The organism is Oceanirhabdus seepicola, assembly GCF_023684385.1.
GTDB classification, from domain to species: domain Bacteria; phylum Bacillota; class Clostridia; order Clostridiales; family Clostridiaceae; genus Oceanirhabdus; species Oceanirhabdus seepicola.
On sequence record NZ_JAGSOJ010000003.1, the window covers coordinates 512,339 to 531,614 of the forward strand.

Sequence of the window (19,276 nt, forward strand, 5' to 3'; positions counted from 1 at the left end):
AGATTTAACTAATAACGAGGTGATAAATGTGAGATTATTCGGAACAATGGAGATAAATAATAAAGGGCATTTAGAGATTGGTGGCTGTGATTCAACAAATCTTGTTAAGGAGTATCAAACACCTTTATATGTAATTGATGAGAAACATGTGAGAGAAAATTGTAGAGAGTTCAAAGATAATTTTATCTTAGAAGGAGTCGAAACAGAGGTAATATATGCTTCTAAAGCTTTTTTAAATATTGCAATTTGTAAACTAATAAATGAAGAGAAACTTTCACTTGATGTGGTTTCTGGTGGAGAATTATATACAGCTATTAAATCAGGATTTCCTGCTGAAAAAATATATATGCATGGGAATAATAAAACAGAATATGAATTGAGAATGGCTCTAGAATCTGGAGTAGGAAGAATAATTGTGGACAATAGTAATGAGTTAGAATTATTAGAGTACTTATGTGAGAAGCTAGATAAAAATATAGACGTTCTTTTAAGAGTGAATCCAGGAATTGAAGCACACACACATGAGTATATTCAGACATCTAAGAATGACTCTAAATTTGGAGAATCTATTTTCAGCAATGATATATTTAATTTTATTAGGAAATTTCAGCTTAGTAGTAGAGTTTCTTTAAAAGGGTTTCATTGTCATATAGGATCACAAATTTTTGAAGAAAACTTTTTTCATCAGGGTACATTGGTTATGATTGACTTTATGGAAAAAGTGAAAGATGAATGTGGGTTTATAACAGAAGAATTAAACCTTGGAGGAGGATTTGGGGTATATTACTCTCATGAGGATGAGCCAATTAATCTTGAAGCCTGTCTCAAGGGTATGCTTCAACTAATAAAGGATAAAACATCTGAGATAGGCGTTAAAGTACCGAAAGTAATGATTGAACCTGGTAGAGCTATAGTAGCTAATTCAGGAATTACCCTATACGAAGTTGGAGGAATTAAAAATACATTTGGTGGTAGAGATTATATATTCGTTGATGGTGGTATGACGGATAATCCAAGAACGGCACTGTATGGAGCAAAATATGATGCTGTAGTTGCTAATAAAATGAATCAAGAAAATGAAAACCTATATACAGTAGCAGGGAAATGTTGTGAATCTGGTGACATATTAGTTAAAGATATTGAATTACCTAAAGTTGAGAGAAGAGATATTCTTGGAGTGATGAGTACTGGTGCATATAACTACAGTATGTCTAGCAACTATAATAGAATCCCACGACCAGCAGTTGTTTTTGTTAAGGATGGAGAAGCTAAGTTGACTGTTAAAAGAGAAACTTATGAGGATATTATAAGAAATGATTTATGATGATAATTTAAGGAGGATATTCATATGGGCATAGTAGTGCAAAAATATGGTGGAACATCAGTAGGTGATGTAGATAAGATTAGGAGTGTAGCGAAAAGAGTTGCTGAGAAAAAAAGTGAAGGAAATGATATAGTTGTTGTGGTATCAGCTATGGGGAAAACAACAAATAAACTTGTAGATATGGCCAAATCAATAACAGAAAATCCATGTAAGCGGGAAATGGATATGTTACTGTCTACTGGTGAACAGATTACAATATCCTTATTATCAATGGCATTAAAAGAGTGTGGATACGATTCAATCTCTCTTACAGGACTACAGGCAGGAATAGTTACTGAAGGAATTCACACAAAGAACCGTATTAAACAAGTGGATACAAATAATTTAAAGAAACATCTAGATGATGGGAAGATTGTAGTTGTTGCTGGTTTTCAAGGAGTTAATGAAAAGGGAGACATAACTACTTTAGGAAGAGGTGGCTCAGATACTACTGCGGTAGCATTAGCTGCAAAACTTAATTGTACATGTGAGATTTATACAGATGTAGATGGAGTATACACAGTTGATCCAAGGATATTTCCAGAAGCAAAAAAATTAAAAGCCATAAGTTATGAAGAGATGATGGAGATGGCTAGTATGGGTGCGGGAGTTTTAGAAACAAGAGCAGTGGAGATAGCTTTTAAATATAAAGTGCCAATTTATCTTGCTATTAATACAGGCGATAAATTAGGGACATATGTGAAGGAGAGGGATAAAGAGATGGAGAAGAAAGCTATAACTGGGTTAACTGTAACAGATGATATATTAATGATTACTATAAATAAAGTAGAGTATACCACTAAAAATATTGCTTTAATATTTGATGTTTTAGCAAGAAATAATGTGAATATTGATATGATTAGTCAAACAGCTCCTCATGATAATCTTGTAAATGTATCCTTTACAGCTTCTAAAGATGATGTTTTTACTATTAAAGATGTTGTAAAAGAACTTGAGAGTGAACTTGAAGGAATTGATGTTGATTTTGAATCAGAAATATCAAAAATTTCTGTTGTTGGGATAGGTATGATGAATCAATCAGGTGTAGCAGCTATGGTTTTCAAGGTTTTCTCTGAGAATAATATTGATTTTAAGCAGGTTACCACATCAGAAATCAGTATTTCTTATACAATTGATTCTAGTGATAAAGAAAAGGCTGTAGAAGTTTTAGCAAAGGCATTAAATTTGTAGAAATTTCAGCATTTTCATTGTGTCGTCCGCTAATCATGGAGCCTGATTTACTAAATAAATGGAAAATGGAGAAAGTGAAAAAGCAAAGTGTGTTTCATGTCATCAATGACTTAAAGATGGTATGCTGAAATGTGTATTTAACTAATAAACCCTTATTCAGTTAAATAGTGAATAAGGGTTTTATTTATTATCTTTAAGAATATATACATGAGGTTTATAATGCATTTCAGTGTTTATATTGTAATTTATTTAACATATTCATCTAAACCTTTTGCCTTATATTCAGCTTTTGGCATTTTTTCAGTAGTAATATAACCAGCAGGAGCATTAATAACATCTGAAAGTCTATTTACAATAGTTGCGCATGTAAGTTCAACAGTATTTGGTCGAGTTATAACGACTTGAGTTTCAGGTTCACCAATAATTGTCCAATCGTTCTTGTCGCACTCTTCAGGTGCATAAACTTTACCTATACACTCATTCTCAAGAATAACCCCTTCTTCTGTTTCAGTGATAACAACAGCAGACATTCCAGTTGCATAACCAGCAGGAATAGTTAAATTTAGAGTTTCAGAATGCAAATCTTCTTTATAGGTATGAGGGATACATTTTTGTGTTTGTCTAGTAACGGTCAAACCTAATTGGGAACAAAGCCAACCATTAACTGTCCACATATATGAAGCCAAAAACGTTCCATTATCAATCATTGCTTGTCTTTCTTCATCAGATACATTGTCGGCTGATGCGATTTTATTTTGGAATTCATCCAAGTCTAACCCCGCGCCGTGAACTTGCGCTAAAGCGATTCCATAATCCTCTACATTATAACTAGAAATTCCTTTGATTTTTTTTATTTTATGGGTAGCACCCGCTAATGTTGTAATTAGATTGCCCCAGAAAATATCTTGATATCCAGAGCCGCAAAGAGTACAATTGTTTTCTTTGGCTATCTCATCGAGTCTTTTTGTGATTTCATAAGCAGAATTCCATGGGAAAAATGCTTCTTCACAAGTACTAATTGCATTAACTCCGTTTTTTGCGCAAATTTCAAAAATACCTTCAATGTCGGTTAAAAGACTCATGGTAGTAACTATACAAATATCTGGTTTTGTGGTCTGAAATACTTCTTGTACACTTTTTATATCGCTAATAATTACGTCTTTTGATTCGCCACCTAATAATTCTCCAATATCTTTGCCAATTACATTTGGATTAATATCGAATGCCGCAACTATTTCAGCACCTTTTTCGTACACATATCTCATTGTGTATTCTGACATTTTACCACACCCGTATTGAGCAACTCTTAGTTTCTTATTCATGACTATAGACCCCCTAATTTATATATAATTATACTTTAAGGGCTATACCTTGTATAAAGTCAATCATTTTTTAAATCAAATTTTATAGGTATTTGCAGCTTAAAAAACATATTTCTTTCGCCATTTTCTAGAACAGGTAAATCAGCTATAACTTCACATAAATAATCACCATTTATTATATAACCATGCTCTCTAGCATATTTTAGAAGTTTTTCAGCATATTCAAGTTCTTTGTAAAAGTTATCGCAATATATGCACAAATAAGTATTTGCCGGAATTGTTTGAACCATATCTCCTTCGGTAAAGTCATCATCAAGCAAAACAAACACTTCAGTTGAAATAAATTGATTATTTTCTAACAACGATTGTCTCAATATTGTTCCTACATTACAAAAATATATGGTAGGTAAATCGTTCAAAATAAAATGATTTCTGAGCTCTCTCAATATATATTCATATGTGTCTAAACCCTTATAATAAAAATTTTTCTTGCAATCATAGCAATAGATTATACGTTTAGGTATATACTCCATTACAACTACACCAGTCTTGGGGGATGAGCGATATCTAGCATAATTCTCTAAAGTCTTTTTTAACGCGTTTTTTCTGTAGTTCAATTCTATTATTTGCTTATCAATCTGTTCACTTTGTTGCATTAATATTTCTTCTATGGTTGTTACGCTTTTTTTATCTAGTGATAACTTTATTTCTTTGAGCTGCATTCCTAAAGATTTCATGTATTGAATAATATCTATTCTAGCAGATTGTTTTATGTCATAAAATCTGTAACCACTGTTTTTATCCACATACATTGGTTTTAATAAATCAATTCGGTCATACATACGTAATGTTTGTTTTGACACTCCGTTTAATTTAGACATTTGACCTATTGATAATTTATTCATATTCTCCCCCCCAATCTCTTGCTGTAGTGAAAGAAACATTATACCTAGTATAACGTTTAATATGTAACATTATATATCATAAAAATTTACAATACAATAAATAATTACCAAAATAAATAAAATTGTTGAACTTTAATAATTTCATCTCTTTTATACTTCGGAATATTTTACATAATAAAGGAATTTACTGTATAATAAAGTAATAAAAAAGGAAAATATCAAATAAGAATTGATATTTTATGTACAAGTTGAAGATATTATATAGGGGGGGAAATTACATGAATAAACGAGATCAAGCACTAGCGTTATTTAAGAAAGGTTTTAATTGTAGCCAATCTGTTTTAAGTGTATTTTCTGAGGAATTAGGTTTAGATAAAAGAACAGCATTAAAAATATCAACTGGATTTGGTGGTGGATTACGTAGTGGAGAAGTTTGTGGTGCTGTATCTGGAGCAATAATGTCAATTGGTTTAAAAGAAGGTCACCATATTGAAAGTGATATAGAAAGTAAAGAGAGAGCATATTCATTAACTAATGAATTTATTGACAGATTTAAAGAAAAAAATAACACAATAATTTGTAAAGAATTATTAGGATATGATTTATCAAATAAGAATGATATTGAACATATCAAAGACAAAGGCTTATTTGATACTATATGTCCTAAAGTAATAATGGATGCAGTTGAAATTTTAGATGATATCCTTGAAGTGGATAAAAAAGAATTTGGAGAAAAAGTACCTGGTGTACAATATAAGGAAAGAATAGCAGCATACGCATTAATATTAGATAAGTGGAATAATATTGCAGTTATTAACACTAGTAGGGGGAACTTTTTGCCAGGCGGAGGGTTAGAAAAAGAGGAAACTCTACAGGAATGTTTACATAGAGAACTTTTAGAGGAAACAGGATATAAAATTGAAATTGATAAATTTTTTGATAAAGCAGTACTTTATCAATATTCGCCAAAGTTAAACTGTTGTTTAAAAGGAATTGGATATTTTTACACAGCAAACTTATTAGAAAAGACATGTGAATCTATAGAAGAAGATCATAATTTAGTATGGATGGATATAGAAGAAGCAAGTAAAACAATGCTTTTGGAGCATCAAGCATGGGCAATTGAACAAATTAATAATATGTGAATCAGTAGGGGCGTATATTAACTTGGAGGAAACTATGGGAAAATATGATTTATTAGAAGATATAGCTAATTATGAAAACTGGATAAAAATTGTTCAAATTGATAAAGGATGGTCTCATGATAAGAAGTTTTATATTGAGGATAAGTTAGAAAATAAATTTTTACTTAGGCTATGTGATGCAAATCTATATGAAAAGAAAAAAGAAGATTTTCATATTTTAAGTAAACTTTATGATTCTGGTATTCCCATGGGAATGCCAATAGATTTTGGTTATTGTGGAAATGGTGAGTGTTCCTATTTGTTGTTTAGTTGGGTAGATGGGGACGATGCAATTGAAAGTATTTGTGAACTATCAAATGAAAAACAATACATATTAGGATATGAATCTGGAGTGATATTAAAAAAAATCCATTCAATAAAAGCACCAAGTCACATTGAAGATTGGGAAAGTAGATTTAATAAAAAAATTGATATAGGTTTAAAGAATTACAAAGAATGTGGAATTACAATAGAAAATGAAGAAAAGGTAATGAAATTCATTGCTGAAAGCAGAGCGTTTCTAAAAAATCGTCCATCTACATTCCAACATGGAGATTATCATTTAGGAAACTTTATTATTAATGATAAAAAAGAGTTAAAGATAATTGATTTTAATAGATGTGATTACGGAGATCCTTGGGAAGAGTTTAATAGATTAGTTTTTACATATACAGTGAGTGAACCTTTCGCAGTTGGAAGTATACATGGTTATTTTGAGAATAATGTTCCAGATGAATTCTTTAAATTACTTGCCTTATATTGTGCTAGAGATGTATTAGCAAGCATACCGTGGAGTATTCCTTATGGTGAAGAAGATATTAAGGTGGCCATAGAAAACGGTAAAAAAACTATAGAAAGTTATGATGGTTTTGAAAAAGTGATACCTTCTTGGTATAGGGCACCTTAATACAAAATATAGTAAATAGTCATTATATAGTTATTAAACTACTTTTGGAAGATTAACAAGAAGATAAATGAAATAGAACAGCTGATACAGAATGAATTATCAAATGCTCATGAAGAAATTAAAGCTGCACAGATTTCTAAAATAGCAAATTAAAAAGTAAATTAATTAAGATTCTTTATAAGTAAATATCATATTAAGTACATCATCATTATATTTTATTAATCTAGTTTAGGGGGAAAAGCTTTATGCCAAAAGTAAAATTAACAATTTTAGAAAGTAAATGTCGAGGTAATTACCACAAAACAGGAGACAGCTACATTGTTGAGGATGTATGTCCTTCTATATGTCATGAATTATGGCAAAGTATATACCCTAGTATATATACGTTATTGAATAATGGGGATTTAGATTATGGAAACATAAGAGCTAAGAAATTTCAAATGAGGTGTCCAGATAATGGTAGGGTTTTAATTCAGGGTGAAGTGGTTGATGAATAATTTATAAAATGTATATTTGCCCTCATGCTATAGATGGTAATTGGGAGTGTCATAAACCAGAACCAGGAATGCTTTTAAAACCAGCTGAAGAGAAAATCAATTAAATCTCAAAAATTGCGTAGTAATCGGAGATTTGGAGCAGATTTGGTTGCTGCAGATAAAGTTAGAGCTAAAAAAATATTAGTGAAAACGGGATGGGGACAAGGAACCATTGGTGAGTTTAGATATTTGTGGAAAGATGTTAATGCAGGCTATATAGCTGAAAACTTGTTAGAGGCAGTAAATTGGATTATAAAAAAATAAAGAAATAAGATAGAGGGGATAATTATGGTACAAGTTATTAAAGCACAAAAAAAGGATTCAGAGTAAATAGAAAATTGTGTATATGGGGAACGCATAACATTGGGATTTGCTCAACTAGAAGATAAAAAGTTGATATATGATATGCTAGTCTCGCCTGAGGTGAAAAATGTCATGTTTGATGAGGTACATCCAGCTCCTTCATGGGAAGAGTTTGCTGAAGAACCAGATAGCCTTTTTTCAGGTGAACCACATGATGAAGGTAACTATCTACTTATAAAAGTAAATGGAGAAGTTATTGGAGCCATTAGTTATGCATTTAATAATGGAAAGTTAAACTCAGCTGAATTAGATATATGGATTTCTTCAACTAAAAATATAGGCAAAGGGTATGGTACAGAGGCAATAAAATCTGTAATAGAATTTGTTAATTCACATTATAACATTAAGATATTTATTATTAGACCATGGGTGAAAAATTCTAATGCCATTAAAGCATATAAAAAGGTTGGATTTAAAGAAATTGAAGAATTTAATGCTTCAGATTATTATTCAGATGAAGAAGTTGCATTATATGGAGAAGGTGATTATGGTTCTGATGAAACTATAAATTTAATTTATAAAATAGAGTGAATTGATTTTATTAGCTAATGAAATGGAGAGTGAAATGGTTAAAAAACGTCTTGAATTTCTTTGGTTCAAAATAGAAAAATAATGTGTTATTTTATGAGAAAGGGGACGAGTTGATATGTCCAAAACAGTATTATTAACAATAACATGTTTGCTTATTATTTGTGTTATTGTAATCATTAATAAAAAACGAAGTAGAACTAAAAATTTTAATAGAAAACAAGTGTTAATTATTATTGGTGTTTTAATTATTATAAGTATGATTTCAGTTTTTATCTCAGGGTATAGGATTAGCCCCTTAGCTGCATCAAGAGCAAATGGTTTTATCAAGGAAGATTTTGAATTGATAAATGATTTAGATTTAGATTGGGCATATATCCATTTTTATCATGATAAAGAGAATGATAAGTATTATACAGCTATCTCTGAAAAGAAATTATTTATGTATGTAAGTCGTTGCTCCGTATGGCATTATAGTAATAATGAAGATCCTATAAGAACTATTGGAAGTATGAATTATAATAATGGAAAAGGGAAGTTTGCTAAGTTATTGATGGTTGATACAGATGATAAGAATATTGAGTCAATAATAATTAGAGATGAACATGAAAGTATAGAAACTAAAATTAATGTGGATAGTCCACAAATAATAATATTTGATAAGTTTCTAAATTTAAATGATTGTGATGTTGTGGCGTTAGATGAAAATAATCAAGAGATTTTTTATTATGGGTATCCTAGAGGTACTAATATTTTAAGAGATGAAGATTATAAGTGGCATTATGTTGAAGACGTTGTTGAGGGACAAAATTAAGAATATGAATAGGAGTGAGTTAGATAAAAAATATTAGAAAAGTAATTATTATTCTATGTATATTATCAATGATACCAGGAATACCTCTCTTATATACTGGAGGGAAGTATTATAGAAGTGACCTTAAAGAAGCAGTTAAATTAGGCAAGGCTAGTGTTATTGAAATAAACCAAAAGGGAAATATTGATGGAAATATTTTTATCATTAGGAGGATAATTAATGATGAAAATTATTGTTATATAAGATACTCTATTAAAACAAGATCAAGGACTTGGAATTTTCCAGTTGACGTGTTCAAAATATACGATGATAAAGGAAATGAATACAGGAGTAGACATGGTTTAATGAGAGGAACTTTGTGGTCTAATGAAGGAATTATGAGAATTCCCAAATTGAATGATAATGATGAAACATTGAGATTTAATTTTGAATTATATGATCGCAAAGAAAATATTAAAGTGAATTTAAAAAGAGGTCAAGTAAATGAGTTATAAATATAAAGAAGGAATAAAATGGATTTCGACGTTGGTATTGGTTTTCTTATGTATAAAGTATTCTCCATTCTCTTGGTTGCATCTCACTCCTGAGGGGTCCTTTAGAGATTCAGAAAAAGGGAGGCTTTATGGGCCATCGGAAATAGTCGAAGTAATAGATTATGGTGATATTAAGATTTTCTTCGCAAAATATAAAAATTGGGTTTCAGCAGATGCTATTCGAAGAAAAATGTTTTTTTGGAGTCCTAGAAGTGGTGGAATAGCTAATTTGACAGATGAGAATGAGATGGTATCTTTTAGTTATTTTTATTCATATAATGCTAAGGCTACAAAAGAGATTATTTGTGTATATGGTGTAATTCATGATAAGGAAATTGATAAGCTTTATTTAGAAGTAAGGAATGAACAAGATGAAATTATAGAAATAATGTTACCTAGAGATGAAAATAATATGTTTATTTATCATTATGATTTCAAAAAGCATGGATATATAATTGAGTTTTTAAAAGGGTATGATGAAGGTGGAAATTTGATTTTTGAAGAAAAGTTGTATCATTAGATTTTCGGTAGTATAAGAGAAATTGTCTAAATATGTACCTCTTTTTTTGATGATGAAAACATATAAAGTATAGAGTACCTTTATTTGAATCTCAAGAAATAATTAATAAGGAGGTTATATGAACTACTCATCTAAGACTATAATTATTGGACAAATTATAGTCATTTGTTTTAGTATTATGGGAGTATTTGCCATTAATAGATTGGCTGATACTAGTAAAGAAGAAAAACTAGTTGCAAAATTATTTGGGTATACAATGCTTACAGCATTTAAAGTGAAAATAAATTCCACTTATTTACCCTTAGGTCCCATAATTGCATATGTATTAATGAAAAAATCATTGAAGAATAAAAAAGCAAAATCATTAGCAATAATTCTAGGAATTTTTCTGATTTTTTATCCATCTGAATTTGTATTAAATAAGATTGAACAGTCTTTATATCCTAGGAATAATATTAGAACATACCTTGTAGGTGAAAGAAGACATGGTGGAATAGCTACAATATTTTATACTAAGAATGGAATAAGTTTAACAACTTTTACTGCAGATATACTTGATAATGAGATTGAGACTGCTGATATGCTTTATAATGAATTAATAAACTGCGAAGTAAGCAATAATAGAAGAATGATTGAATATGAGTATTTTTTTCACTTTAATCAAGATATTGAAGACCCTAGATTTGGAAGATTAGAGTTTAAAGTAGGTGTAGAGGCTAAAGAACTTCAGCTTGATTACGAGAATAAGACATATATATTTAATACTTCAGAGGAATTTCAAAAGCTATTTAAAGATATAGTTGAATAAAAATAAATGATACTGACTAGGATAACAGATTGAAACCACAATACATTCCCATTCAATTAAAGGGAGTGTATGTTTTTTTATTAACAATATGGTAAAATATAGATATATTTAAATTAAAAGGTTACAAGACATTAATGAACTAAACATATATAAGTTTTAAATTTTGGGAGGTTGAAGAATGGAATTAAGAAATTTAGCAACAATATACCTTTTTAAGGAGGATAGTGTATTATTAATAGAGCGTACAGGCTCAAGAGTTTTTAAAGGTACACTTTGGTCAGGAATAGGAGGTCATTTTGAAAGTGATGAGATCAATGATCCGACTAAATGTATTTTAAGAGAATTGTATGAAGAGACAGGTATAAAAAATGAAGACATATCAAATTTGAAGCTTAGATATATTACATCACGAAAAGCTGATAAAGAAATACGTCAACAATATATATTCTTTGCTCATATGAAAAATATAAATAAAAATATAATAGCTTGTGATGAAGGGGAAATATCTTGGATAAATACTCAAGATTTATTCAATAGGAAAATGTCCTTTACAAATTCAGAATGTTTAAAGCATTATTTTGAAGAGGGATTTAAGGATGATACTATCTATTCTGGAGCAGTTAGTGTTGTTAATGAAAAACCCAATATGAATTGGGTAGCATTAAGGGATTTTTCTGCTGAATATTAAGCCACACTAAAAGGCAATAGGGGGTGTCATATATGTTGAACGAGTTGATTTCCCAGTTAACTAATTTTGGTGCAAATTTTGTCAAGATAGTTGATATATCCATGCTTTCAGCAGAGGAAAATCGTGGTTATAGTGTTGCTCTCTTGATAGGAATAGTTTTAGGCCCGAGTTATATTTTTCGTCTGTCTAAAGAAAACATAATAGACTCTTGTGAGTTTAGCGAAAAGGAAAATGATGCTGATAAACTTGCAGAATGGTCGGCTGATTTTATCGTTACAAAGGGATACAAAGCCTTTGCACAATCGGAAAGAAATCTTGGTTTGCATGGTTTTTATGAAGAAACAACGAAAACTACTCCACTTCCACATAAAAAAATTGCCATATTGGCTGGATTGGGTTGGATTGGGAAAAGCAATTTGTTAGTTACCCAGGAATACGGAAGTGCATTGTGCATGTGTAGTGTCTTGACAAATGCACCATTCCTTACTGAAAATAGGCCAATAATAATGCCTAAATGCGGGGAATGTACTACTTGTAAGAACATTTGTCCTACAGGGGCTATCAACGGCGCTATATGGGAAATGGATATGAATAGAGATTTAATAATAGATGTATATCACTGTGATGGTTGCTTAAAATGCCTATCTAATTGTCCATGGACACAGAAGTATATGAAAGATAATATTTTTAAATAAAATGAATATAAACAAAGGAGAATTAGATTATGATTATATTAGTTGGTGGTATTAGTTGTACTGGAAAAACATTAATGTCTCAAAAATTACTTGAAAGATATAAAATACCCTATTTTTCAATTGATCATTTAAAAATGGGATTGTATAGAAGCGATAGTAATTGTGGTTTTACTCCAATGGATAGTAACGAAGTGATAGGGGAAAAATTATGGCCAATAATTAAAGGTATAATAATGACAAATATTGAAAATAACCAAAACATAATCATAGAAGGTTGTTATCTATTACCTAACTTTGTTAAGGACTTTGAAAGAGAATATTTAGATCAAATCATATCAGTATTTATAGGTTTTTCAACTGATTATATAAAAGAGAATTTTACTTCAAATATTATCAAACACAGAAGTGCTATAGAGACTCGAGACTATGAAGAAGACAGGCCTATCACTCAATTTATTAATGAACATGATGAGTTAAGAAAAGAATGTATAGAAAATGGTGTTGAATATTTTGAGATTGACAATGATTATGAAAAAGAGATACAAAAAGTTTATGATTTCATAGGAAATAGCATAAGGCAAGTTCAAATAAATAACAAGTAAGTATACTCGTCTATTTGGTAAACTACTTCATCCTTGGAACCCACTGAGAGAACCACTATCAGTCCAACACGACCCATTCTTGCCAAATATACTTCGCATCCTTGACTTGGTATTTATTTTCACATGCCTAAGTAAAATGATGGACAAGAACTAGATTCAACTTGAAGGATGAAATAAAGAGAATATTGCACTTGCAGATTATCTCCACTATTGTACTCTAGTATCAGCGAAACTAGACTTGGTTTAATTGCATCAGAATCAGTAGCATCATTGTAAATAGTAATGATGCTACTTTGTGAGAAGAAACAGTGTATTTATTGATTATAACTATTCTCTACTCAAGATATAGATAATTATAACGTTCTATCAAATAAAAAAAGATTGATAATGTTGAGAAGAAATTAGAAATTAATCATAATAAATATGCTTATGTTGAGTGGCGGATTAGGTTACTTTTATAAAAATGGGAGGGAACACAGGGTTACTTAGATTATTAAAGTATAGTCACGAATTTAACAATAGGTTTTGAGTATTATTAAGCAATTCATATATATCAATTACTTTGCCAATTTCAGCGTACTTTTTAAGATGTGTTCCATTTAAATATATGTTTAACTTATTTAATTTACATTCATCATGTAAGTTTCTAATTAACTCTTTAAGTTCTTCCACTGAATACTCCTTATTATCTATAAATTTCTGTGCTAATACTTTCCTGTTTTTTATATAGCTTAAAATAATCAGTCTACAGGATTTTGAAACAGCAATATACTTTTCAATATCCTTTGGGGCTAATAAAAGACATTGTGGTACAATAGCAACTTTTTTAGGTGCTAATGAAAGAAGGATGAATTCTTCTATAGCACGTTTTTCAGTACCCATTGTATCATCATCGACCAATACAAATACTTCAGGCTTGAAAATCTTTTCACTTAGAGTGTTCAAGTTTTCATATACAATAGGTTTTATTTTCTTTCTTACATTTTCTGTCTCGAAAATATTAATATAGAAGGGGATATTAGGATAAGTTTCTAAATCAGTAAATGAATATTCAACAATATTACTTTGATCATTTATATTAATTAGCATTTTGTTATCTCTTAAAATTACAAAAAATCTATTTTTCATCTTGCACCTCATTATAAGATTCTAGATCACAACTTTACCTATATTATTACCTTAAAAAAATTAATAATCAATAAATGGCTCTACCTTATATAAATTTGAAAAGCCACTATTGAAATGATGGGGTAATAGGAAATGAATTTCAAAATTTCCTGGGAAATATTGGAATCAAAAGAGGTGGGAGTAAACATATTAATTAATAAATGTGTAGAGTAATATTAATTAATCATCATAAAACCAATTTTAAGTTCATAATGTATTAATATAATCATAAATCACCCATTTTAACCTAATTTTTTCTGAGGAGAGGTTTATATGAATCTTGAAAAAGTTAAAAAGCTAATCAATGAGTTAGTGTCTTTTTCGGTAAATTTAAAAGCATCTGAAATAAACATTAAATTGGATGAAATTGATAACTATGTCAAAATTGAACTAACCAGCAATGTATCTAATTTAGATAAAAGTGTAATTGATAACCTAAAGAATAAACTGAATACTTCTCGAATGGTAGAGTTAGAAGAACTTTATTGGGCCCTTTTAGGAGAAAACAGCCAAAGTGACGAGCTATTTTTATTAGGTACCATGATAGATCATTGTGAAATAAATTACATGGAAAATAAAGAACTTAAGATAGTTTTATATCGATTCACAGATTAATATTCCACTGAGGAGAGATTTATATGAAGAAGTTCAAACTCCTATTAGAAATTTTTCCAACACTGATTTTTTTTTGGATGTTATTCACTTTAGATTTTAGCTTGCAGGGAATTATCCTTGGAGCCTTTATTAGCCTTCTAATAACCCTATTCTCCATTAATGTTATTTATGATCATTCAGATTTTACAATTCGAATTCCTAACTTTTTCACATTAATGCAATACTCTTTTAGACTAATATATGAAATTTACAGAGCTTCATTTATACAAATCTTAAGGATAATAAAACAAGATAACCATTCTGTTATAGTTGAAGTACAACTAGATGTAACAGATCCTCTCTTGATAACAATAATTGCCAATTCAATCACTCTAACCCCGGGTACAATTACAGTTGATACAGATGATAATATTTTATTTGTTCTATCTATTAAAGACGATGGTGAAGATGGAGAACAATTAAAGCAGAATATTAAAAATAGATTTGAAAAATATTTTATTAAGAAAGGATAAAATATAATGTTCCTGTTAATTACAATGATATTATTAACTATTGCTATGGCACTAACATTATTCAGAATGATTAAAGGCCCAACTCTATGGGATAGATTATTGGCTCTTAACCTTATGTCTGCAAAAACAGTAATGCTCATAACATTATATGGAGTTTATAAAAATAATATGGCTTTATTAGATGTTTCTATGACTTATGGAATTATAGGTTTCTTAGGGATAACCCTATTAAGTAGATTTATATTAAGAGGAGGAAGGCATAAGTGATATACAAATTACTTTTCATCTTATCCTGGATATATATCATCTTTGGAATAATTGGAATCTTTAGCTTTAATGATATCTATTCTAGACTTCTCACCAGCAGTAAAATAGATACAGCAGCTCTATTAACAATCTTTTTTGCTTTAATAATAAAATGTGGCTTTAGTACAATGTCTATTAAGCTATTCTTGATATTATTATTCATAATCATTACTGGCCCTGTTGCTAATCACATTATTGCTCGTTCCGCCTATTTAAATGGTATTGAGTCAATGAAAGAAGGTAAAAAATGAGTATTGAAATCATATTACAAGTAATTATGATAATAATTGCTATATCAATGATTAAAACTGAAAACAACTTAAATTTAATTATATTATTTTCTGCCTTCTCATTAATCGCAGCAGGTTTATACTTTATGTATAATTCTCCAGATGTTGCTTTATCAGAAATATCTATTGGTAGTGCTATAATTCCCTTGATTTTTATTATAGCTATATCAAAGCAAAAAGAATTTGTAGTTATAAATCATTTGAAAGACGATTTTTTAAAAGACAATGAGAATGAAATTGCAGGCAGAGGCTATGAAATTTTAAAAAATTTCTGTAATCATTATGATTTAAAGTTAAAAATTATTGATAGTAAGGAAAGTCACATACATGGTATTTTCAGAGAAAAGAATATAGACTTAATCATAGATAAATGTTCATACACAAATAATTATATATTAAAGGGCAAAGAATCAAGTATATTAATGAATAAACTTGAACAAATGACAAAAGACATAGATAATATTATCATTATCAAGGAAGGTGAAAATGAAACTGTTGATTAAAGAAATATTTATAGTAATAATGCTATCCACAATATTAGTTACATTTACTATTTCCTCAAATGAAATAAAAAAATTAACCAATGGGCATTCGAATATAAATACTTCTGAAAGTAAAAGGTACTATCTAAAAAATACTTTGAAGGAAACTGGTTCCCAAAATATAGTAACAGGCATTTATTTAGAATATAGATTATTTGATTCGATTTTTGAGGCAGGTATTCTATTAATAACTGCAACTGGAATCATATTTATATCGAAAAAGGATGAGACACTAGATTAGAGTTATAAATTATTTAGCGGAGTTGATATATTGAAGTTTTCATACATTCTAATTATCATTAGTAAATTATTATTTCCTGTTATGTTATTATTTGGATTTTATATAATTTTATATGGGGATAGTTCTCCAGGTGGTGGCTTTCAAGGAGGCGCTATAATTGCAACAACGTTTATTTTAACATATTTTATTCAAAGCAAAAAAAATTTCAATGTTAATGTACTATTAAAATTAGAAAAACTCTATTTTGTTACCATTCTAATTATAGCCTCTATAAGCTTTTTTACAAAGGGTGAATTATTTACTAATTTCGTTACTTTAAATAGCTCCGTACAAATAAAAAGGATATTTTTACTCTTATTAAATTTTTTCATAGGGTTAAAGGTAGCATCAGGTCTCATAACTATTTTTTCAACATTTATTGAGGAGGGAAAATAATGTTGTTAGATACTACTTTATCTTTTATAGTTATACTTATTGGTGTTTATGGCTTAACTACAAGCAAATTTGTAATAAAGTCAATCATTCTCTTGAATGTAACTCAAACTGCTATAATACTTCTTTTTCTAAACTTTTCAAACCAGCAGAATTTTCAACCACCACTATTACCTGGGAATATACAATTAATGGTTGATCCACTTCCACAAGCATTAATGTTAACAACCATTGTTATAGGTGCAGCTATAACGGCATTAGCCCTAATGTTAAGCATTAAAATTTTTCATTATTATGGTACTTTAAACTGGAAGGAACTATTAGAGAGGGAATGCTAATATGAACTTAATACCCATCCTATTAATATTTATTCCTATAATCTTTGCAATGATTATTTACCTTTTAAATAATAAATATATTAATTGCTTAGTATTTGTCTCTCAGGTAATTATCACAATTGTAATGGCTATGTACTATAATTTTATTAAAATTAATGGTATTCATGAAGTTTTAATAGGTGGTTGGATTAAAAACGTAGGTATAGCTTTGAAAAATGATAAATTGTCTACTTCCTTTCTATTTCTTACAATATTTATTTGGTGGATAATTCTAATATATAGTTGGAATAAGAAAAGAGGAGATTATAAGTTTTGGTTTTTCCTATTGTTTTTAGAGGGGGCATTTTTAGGTCTTATACAGACAAATGATCTGTTTAATTTTTTTATATTTTTAGAGATAACAACAATAATTTCTTCAATTTTAATAATTTATAAGAAAGATGGATATTCAGTTAGAGCAGGATTGTACTATCTGCTTTTTAATAGTAGCGGAATGCTCTTCTTTCTAATCGGCTTAATAATCCTTTATATGTCGACGGGAACATTGAATATGGATATACTTCATCAAAAACTAACTTTAATTAATAACTCTTATACTATAAAATTTTCGTATATACTTTTCATTGCGTCCTTAGGAGTAAAATCTGCTTTTTTCCCTGTATACAATTGGCTTCCTAAAGCACATGGTGCAGCACCTTCTTCAATTTCTGCACTACTTTCTGGCCTATTAGTAAAGAGTGGACTTTATGGCTTTATTAGAATTAATGAAATTTTTAGTATTAATACTTATAGTGAATTATTCTTCTTATTAGGGTTTTTAACTGCTTTATCGGGAGTTGTTTTTGCCCTAAGTCAAAAAGATTTAAAACAAATTTTAGCGTTTCATACCATATCACAAATTGGAATTATACTTATGGGGTTGAGCTCTATGAAAGGAACTCAATATTACGGCGGACTTCTTCATCTTTTTAATCACGCCATTTTTAAATCACTATTATTCTTAGGGACTGGAATCATTATTAATAGGTATAATACTCGAAATATATCAAAACTTAGAGGAGTGTTAAAAGTCCTTCCATTTACATCTATACTTTTGATTATAGCAATATTTTCTATTACAGGTGCTCCGTTTTTTAATGGATATATCAGTAAAAGTCTTATTAAATATTCATTGAAGGGGAATTCTTTAAAACTTCTTCTGTTTAATATTGTTAACTTAGGTACTATTATATCCTTTATAAAATTCTCACAAATTTTCATTGGAAACTCAGATGTGAAAAAAAGGAAAGTTGAATGGTGTGATTTTTCAATGCTCATACTCGCAATAATGTGTATTTTTATGGGAAACCCTTATAATCCTGTTACAAAAATGCTAGTAGATATTGATGTTTCATTTATAAAAGTTTTAAATATTAATAGTTGGATTCAATACTTTTTCACTCTAATAATAGGTTATTTAATTTATAAAAAAGTAATTTCTAAGGATTTAAGTTTTATAAAAAAGATTAGACATACATCTTTTTCTTTTGATACTGCTAATATAATGTTAGTAATGTTTATTTTCATTTTAATTATTAGTTGTGTAATTATATAAAGTAAAGGGACTCTACTATTTCATAGGGTTCCTTTACTGCATAATGTCTAAATATTTAAACTGTTGATTCTAAAAATGAAACAAAGAACTTATTTGATTCCTATTATTCTGGTTTGCTAACGAGAGGTAAGTAAAAAGATGATACAGAACAATAAGACAATAGTAATAAAATATACTGGTAGAGAATAGTATTAAACAATAAATCAAAAGAAGAGTTGAAAAGGTATGTTTAAGGATATGTTCCCGCACACGACACATATTGAAACTATAGCTAAATTAT

26 protein-coding genes are annotated in these 19,276 nt (G+C 29.2%); 23 read left to right on the top strand and 3 right to left on the bottom strand.

What is annotated here, in order from left to right; translation table 11 throughout:
- The first annotated feature begins 28 nt into the window (after nt 1–28).
- On the top strand, nt 29–1,324 hold the full coding sequence (gene lysA / locus KDK92_RS16140) for a diaminopimelate decarboxylase (protein ID WP_250860374.1): 1,296 nt from the start codon (nt 29–31) through the stop codon (nt 1,322–1,324).
- 24 nt (nt 1,325–1,348) lie between these two features.
- Nucleotides 1,349–2,554, top strand: a complete 1,206-nt coding sequence (locus KDK92_RS16145; protein ID WP_250860375.1) for an aspartate kinase — start codon at nt 1,349–1,351, stop codon at nt 2,552–2,554.
- 245 nt (nt 2,555–2,799) lie between these two features.
- On the opposite strand, the gene KDK92_RS16150 is transcribed toward KDK92_RS16145, so the two are convergent.
- Nucleotides 2,800–3,876, bottom strand: coding sequence for an NAD(P)H-dependent amine dehydrogenase family protein (locus KDK92_RS16150; RefSeq protein ID WP_250860376.1), 1,077 nt, complete (start codon nt 3,874–3,876; stop codon nt 2,800–2,802).
- A gap of 59 nt (nt 3,877–3,935) precedes the next feature.
- Nucleotides 3,936–4,781, bottom strand: a complete 846-nt coding sequence (locus KDK92_RS16155; RefSeq protein WP_250860377.1) for a MerR family transcriptional regulator — start codon at nt 4,779–4,781, stop codon at nt 3,936–3,938.
- A gap of 278 nt (nt 4,782–5,059) precedes the next feature.
- Between KDK92_RS16155 and KDK92_RS16160 the strand changes: the two genes are divergently transcribed.
- The 12 genes from KDK92_RS16160 (at nt 5,060) to KDK92_RS16215 (ending at nt 12,959) form a co-directional block, all read left to right on the top strand.
- Entirely contained in the window at nt 5,060–5,926 is an 867-nt protein-coding gene (locus tag KDK92_RS16160) for a C-GCAxxG-C-C family (seleno)protein (protein WP_250860378.1), read from the top strand.
- Between the two features lie 34 nt (nt 5,927–5,960).
- The gene (locus tag KDK92_RS16165) at nt 5,961–6,872 is read left to right on the top strand and encodes an aminoglycoside phosphotransferase family protein (protein WP_250860379.1); all 912 of its coding nucleotides are present in this window, start codon (nt 5,961–5,963) and stop codon (nt 6,870–6,872) included.
- A gap of 245 nt (nt 6,873–7,117) precedes the next feature.
- Nucleotides 7,118–7,369 carry a TIGR04076 family protein gene (locus KDK92_RS16170; protein ID WP_250860380.1) on the top strand — a complete coding sequence of 84 codons (252 nt, stop codon included), beginning with the start codon at nt 7,118–7,120 and terminating at the stop codon, nt 7,367–7,369.
- Nucleotides 7,370–7,483: 114 nt separating this feature from the next.
- On the top strand, nt 7,484–7,672 hold the full coding sequence (locus KDK92_RS16175; protein WP_250860381.1) for a hypothetical protein: 189 nt from the start codon (nt 7,484–7,486) through the stop codon (nt 7,670–7,672).
- Between the two features lie 99 nt (nt 7,673–7,771).
- Entirely contained in the window at nt 7,772–8,302 is a 531-nt protein-coding gene (locus tag KDK92_RS16180) for a GNAT family N-acetyltransferase (protein ID WP_250860382.1), read from the top strand.
- 115 nt (nt 8,303–8,417) lie between these two features.
- Entirely contained in the window at nt 8,418–9,113 is a 696-nt protein-coding gene (locus KDK92_RS16185) for a hypothetical protein (RefSeq protein WP_250860383.1), read from the top strand.
- A 68-nt stretch (nt 9,114–9,181) separates the two neighbouring features.
- Nucleotides 9,182–9,607 carry a hypothetical protein gene (locus tag KDK92_RS16190; RefSeq protein WP_250860384.1) on the top strand — a complete coding sequence of 142 codons (426 nt, stop codon included), beginning with the start codon at nt 9,182–9,184 and terminating at the stop codon, nt 9,605–9,607.
- A complete protein-coding gene (locus KDK92_RS16195) occupies nt 9,597–10,166 on the top strand; it encodes a hypothetical protein (RefSeq protein ID WP_250860385.1) in 570 nt (189 codons plus the stop codon). Before KDK92_RS16190 ends, KDK92_RS16195 begins: the two co-directional genes overlap by 11 nt.
- A gap of 118 nt (nt 10,167–10,284) precedes the next feature.
- Nucleotides 10,285–10,974: a hypothetical protein gene (locus KDK92_RS16200; protein ID WP_250860386.1), complete on the top strand. Its 690-nt coding sequence runs from the start codon at nt 10,285–10,287 to the stop codon at nt 10,972–10,974.
- Between the two features lie 178 nt (nt 10,975–11,152).
- On the top strand, nt 11,153–11,662 hold the full coding sequence (locus KDK92_RS16205) for an NUDIX domain-containing protein (protein ID WP_250860387.1): 510 nt from the start codon (nt 11,153–11,155) through the stop codon (nt 11,660–11,662).
- Nucleotides 11,663–11,694: 32 nt separating this feature from the next.
- Nucleotides 11,695–12,357 carry a 4Fe-4S dicluster domain-containing protein gene (locus tag KDK92_RS16210; protein ID WP_250860388.1) on the top strand — a complete coding sequence of 221 codons (663 nt, stop codon included), beginning with the start codon at nt 11,695–11,697 and terminating at the stop codon, nt 12,355–12,357.
- A gap of 29 nt (nt 12,358–12,386) precedes the next feature.
- Nucleotides 12,387–12,959: a 2-phosphoglycerate kinase gene (locus KDK92_RS16215; RefSeq protein WP_250860389.1), complete on the top strand. Its 573-nt coding sequence runs from the start codon at nt 12,387–12,389 to the stop codon at nt 12,957–12,959.
- Nucleotides 12,960–13,463: 504 nt separating this feature from the next.
- Here KDK92_RS16215 and KDK92_RS16220 read toward each other — a convergent pair.
- Complete coding sequence (locus KDK92_RS16220) at nt 13,464–14,087, bottom strand: hypothetical protein (RefSeq protein WP_250860390.1); 624 nt, start codon at nt 14,085–14,087, stop codon at nt 13,464–13,466.
- 312 nt (nt 14,088–14,399) lie between these two features.
- Between KDK92_RS16220 and KDK92_RS16225 the strand changes: the two genes are divergently transcribed.
- Genes KDK92_RS16225 through KDK92_RS16265 form a run of 9 tightly spaced genes read left to right on the top strand, consistent with a single transcriptional unit; the run spans nt 14,400 to nt 18,996 of the window.
- A complete protein-coding gene (locus tag KDK92_RS16225; protein WP_250860391.1) occupies nt 14,400–14,741 on the top strand; it encodes a hypothetical protein in 342 nt (113 codons plus the stop codon).
- Between the two features lie 23 nt (nt 14,742–14,764).
- On the top strand, nt 14,765–15,253 hold the full coding sequence (locus KDK92_RS16230) for a Na+/H+ antiporter subunit E (RefSeq protein WP_250860392.1): 489 nt from the start codon (nt 14,765–14,767) through the stop codon (nt 15,251–15,253).
- Between the two features lie 6 nt (nt 15,254–15,259).
- Entirely contained in the window at nt 15,260–15,520 is a 261-nt protein-coding gene (locus KDK92_RS16235; RefSeq protein WP_250860393.1) for an MrpF/PhaF family protein, read from the top strand.
- Nucleotides 15,517–15,810, top strand: a complete 294-nt coding sequence (gene mnhG / locus KDK92_RS16240) for a monovalent cation/H(+) antiporter subunit G (protein WP_250860394.1) — start codon at nt 15,517–15,519, stop codon at nt 15,808–15,810. Before KDK92_RS16235 ends, mnhG begins: the two co-directional genes overlap by 4 nt.
- Nucleotides 15,807–16,352 carry a Na(+)/H(+) antiporter subunit B gene (locus KDK92_RS16245; RefSeq protein ID WP_250860395.1) on the top strand — a complete coding sequence of 182 codons (546 nt, stop codon included), beginning with the start codon at nt 15,807–15,809 and terminating at the stop codon, nt 16,350–16,352. Before mnhG ends, KDK92_RS16245 begins: the two co-directional genes overlap by 4 nt.
- Complete coding sequence (locus KDK92_RS16250) at nt 16,336–16,632, top strand: Na(+)/H(+) antiporter subunit B (RefSeq protein ID WP_250860396.1); 297 nt, start codon at nt 16,336–16,338, stop codon at nt 16,630–16,632. Before KDK92_RS16245 ends, KDK92_RS16250 begins: the two co-directional genes overlap by 17 nt.
- 30 nt (nt 16,633–16,662) lie before the next feature.
- Nucleotides 16,663–17,067 carry an MnhB domain-containing protein gene (locus tag KDK92_RS16255; protein WP_276576008.1) on the top strand — a complete coding sequence of 135 codons (405 nt, stop codon included), beginning with the start codon at nt 16,663–16,665 and terminating at the stop codon, nt 17,065–17,067.
- On the top strand, nt 17,067–17,402 hold the full coding sequence (locus tag KDK92_RS16260) for a sodium:proton antiporter (protein ID WP_250860398.1): 336 nt from the start codon (nt 17,067–17,069) through the stop codon (nt 17,400–17,402). The genes KDK92_RS16255 and KDK92_RS16260 overlap by 1 nt, the downstream gene beginning before the upstream one ends.
- A 1-nt stretch (nt 17,403) precedes the next feature.
- Nucleotides 17,404–18,996 (top strand): complex I subunit 5 family protein, encoded by a 1,593-nt coding sequence (locus tag KDK92_RS16265; protein WP_250860399.1) that lies wholly within the window; start codon nt 17,404–17,406, stop codon nt 18,994–18,996.
- Nucleotides 18,997–19,276 lie beyond the last annotated feature (280 nt).

Excerpts from the sequence above, each read along its gene's own strand:
- KDK92_RS16260 (WP_250860398.1), top strand. The coding sequence starts at position 17,067 with ATGTTGTTAGATACTACTTTATCTTTTATAGTTATACTTATTGGTGTT.
- KDK92_RS16185 (WP_250860383.1), top strand. The coding sequence starts at position 8,418 with ATGTCCAAAACAGTATTATTAACAATAACATGTTTGCTTATTATTTGT.
- KDK92_RS16220 (WP_250860390.1), bottom strand. The coding sequence starts at position 14,087 with ATGAAAAATAGATTTTTTGTAATTTTAAGAGATAACAAAATGCTAATT.
- KDK92_RS16250 (WP_250860396.1), top strand. The coding sequence starts at position 16,336 with ATGAAACTGTTGATTAAAGAAATATTTATAGTAATAATGCTATCCACA.
- KDK92_RS16190 (WP_250860384.1), top strand. The coding sequence starts at position 9,182 with ATGATACCAGGAATACCTCTCTTATATACTGGAGGGAAGTATTATAGA.
- KDK92_RS16225 (WP_250860391.1), top strand. The coding sequence starts at position 14,400 with ATGAATCTTGAAAAAGTTAAAAAGCTAATCAATGAGTTAGTGTCTTTT.
- KDK92_RS16200 (WP_250860386.1), top strand. The coding sequence starts at position 10,285 with ATGAACTACTCATCTAAGACTATAATTATTGGACAAATTATAGTCATT.
- KDK92_RS16210 (WP_250860388.1), top strand. The coding sequence starts at position 11,695 with ATGTTGAACGAGTTGATTTCCCAGTTAACTAATTTTGGTGCAAATTTT.
- KDK92_RS16145 (WP_250860375.1), top strand. The coding sequence starts at position 1,349 with ATGGGCATAGTAGTGCAAAAATATGGTGGAACATCAGTAGGTGATGTA.
- KDK92_RS16155 (WP_250860377.1), bottom strand. The coding sequence starts at position 4,781 with ATGAATAAATTATCAATAGGTCAAATGTCTAAATTAAACGGAGTGTCA.
- KDK92_RS16245 (WP_250860395.1), top strand. The coding sequence starts at position 15,807 with ATGAGTATTGAAATCATATTACAAGTAATTATGATAATAATTGCTATA.
- KDK92_RS16205 (WP_250860387.1), top strand. The coding sequence starts at position 11,153 with ATGGAATTAAGAAATTTAGCAACAATATACCTTTTTAAGGAGGATAGT.
- KDK92_RS16170 (WP_250860380.1), top strand. The coding sequence starts at position 7,118 with ATGCCAAAAGTAAAATTAACAATTTTAGAAAGTAAATGTCGAGGTAAT.
- KDK92_RS16160 (WP_250860378.1), top strand. The coding sequence starts at position 5,060 with ATGAATAAACGAGATCAAGCACTAGCGTTATTTAAGAAAGGTTTTAAT.
- KDK92_RS16235 (WP_250860393.1), top strand. The coding sequence starts at position 15,260 with ATGTTCCTGTTAATTACAATGATATTATTAACTATTGCTATGGCACTA.
- KDK92_RS16195 (WP_250860385.1), top strand. The coding sequence starts at position 9,597 with ATGAGTTATAAATATAAAGAAGGAATAAAATGGATTTCGACGTTGGTA.
- KDK92_RS16215 (WP_250860389.1), top strand. The coding sequence starts at position 12,387 with ATGATTATATTAGTTGGTGGTATTAGTTGTACTGGAAAAACATTAATG.
- KDK92_RS16150 (WP_250860376.1), bottom strand. The coding sequence starts at position 3,876 with ATGAATAAGAAACTAAGAGTTGCTCAATACGGGTGTGGTAAAATGTCA.
- KDK92_RS16265 (WP_250860399.1), top strand. The coding sequence starts at position 17,404 with ATGAACTTAATACCCATCCTATTAATATTTATTCCTATAATCTTTGCA.
- KDK92_RS16230 (WP_250860392.1), top strand. The coding sequence starts at position 14,765 with ATGAAGAAGTTCAAACTCCTATTAGAAATTTTTCCAACACTGATTTTT.
- KDK92_RS16165 (WP_250860379.1), top strand. The coding sequence starts at position 5,961 with ATGGGAAAATATGATTTATTAGAAGATATAGCTAATTATGAAAACTGG.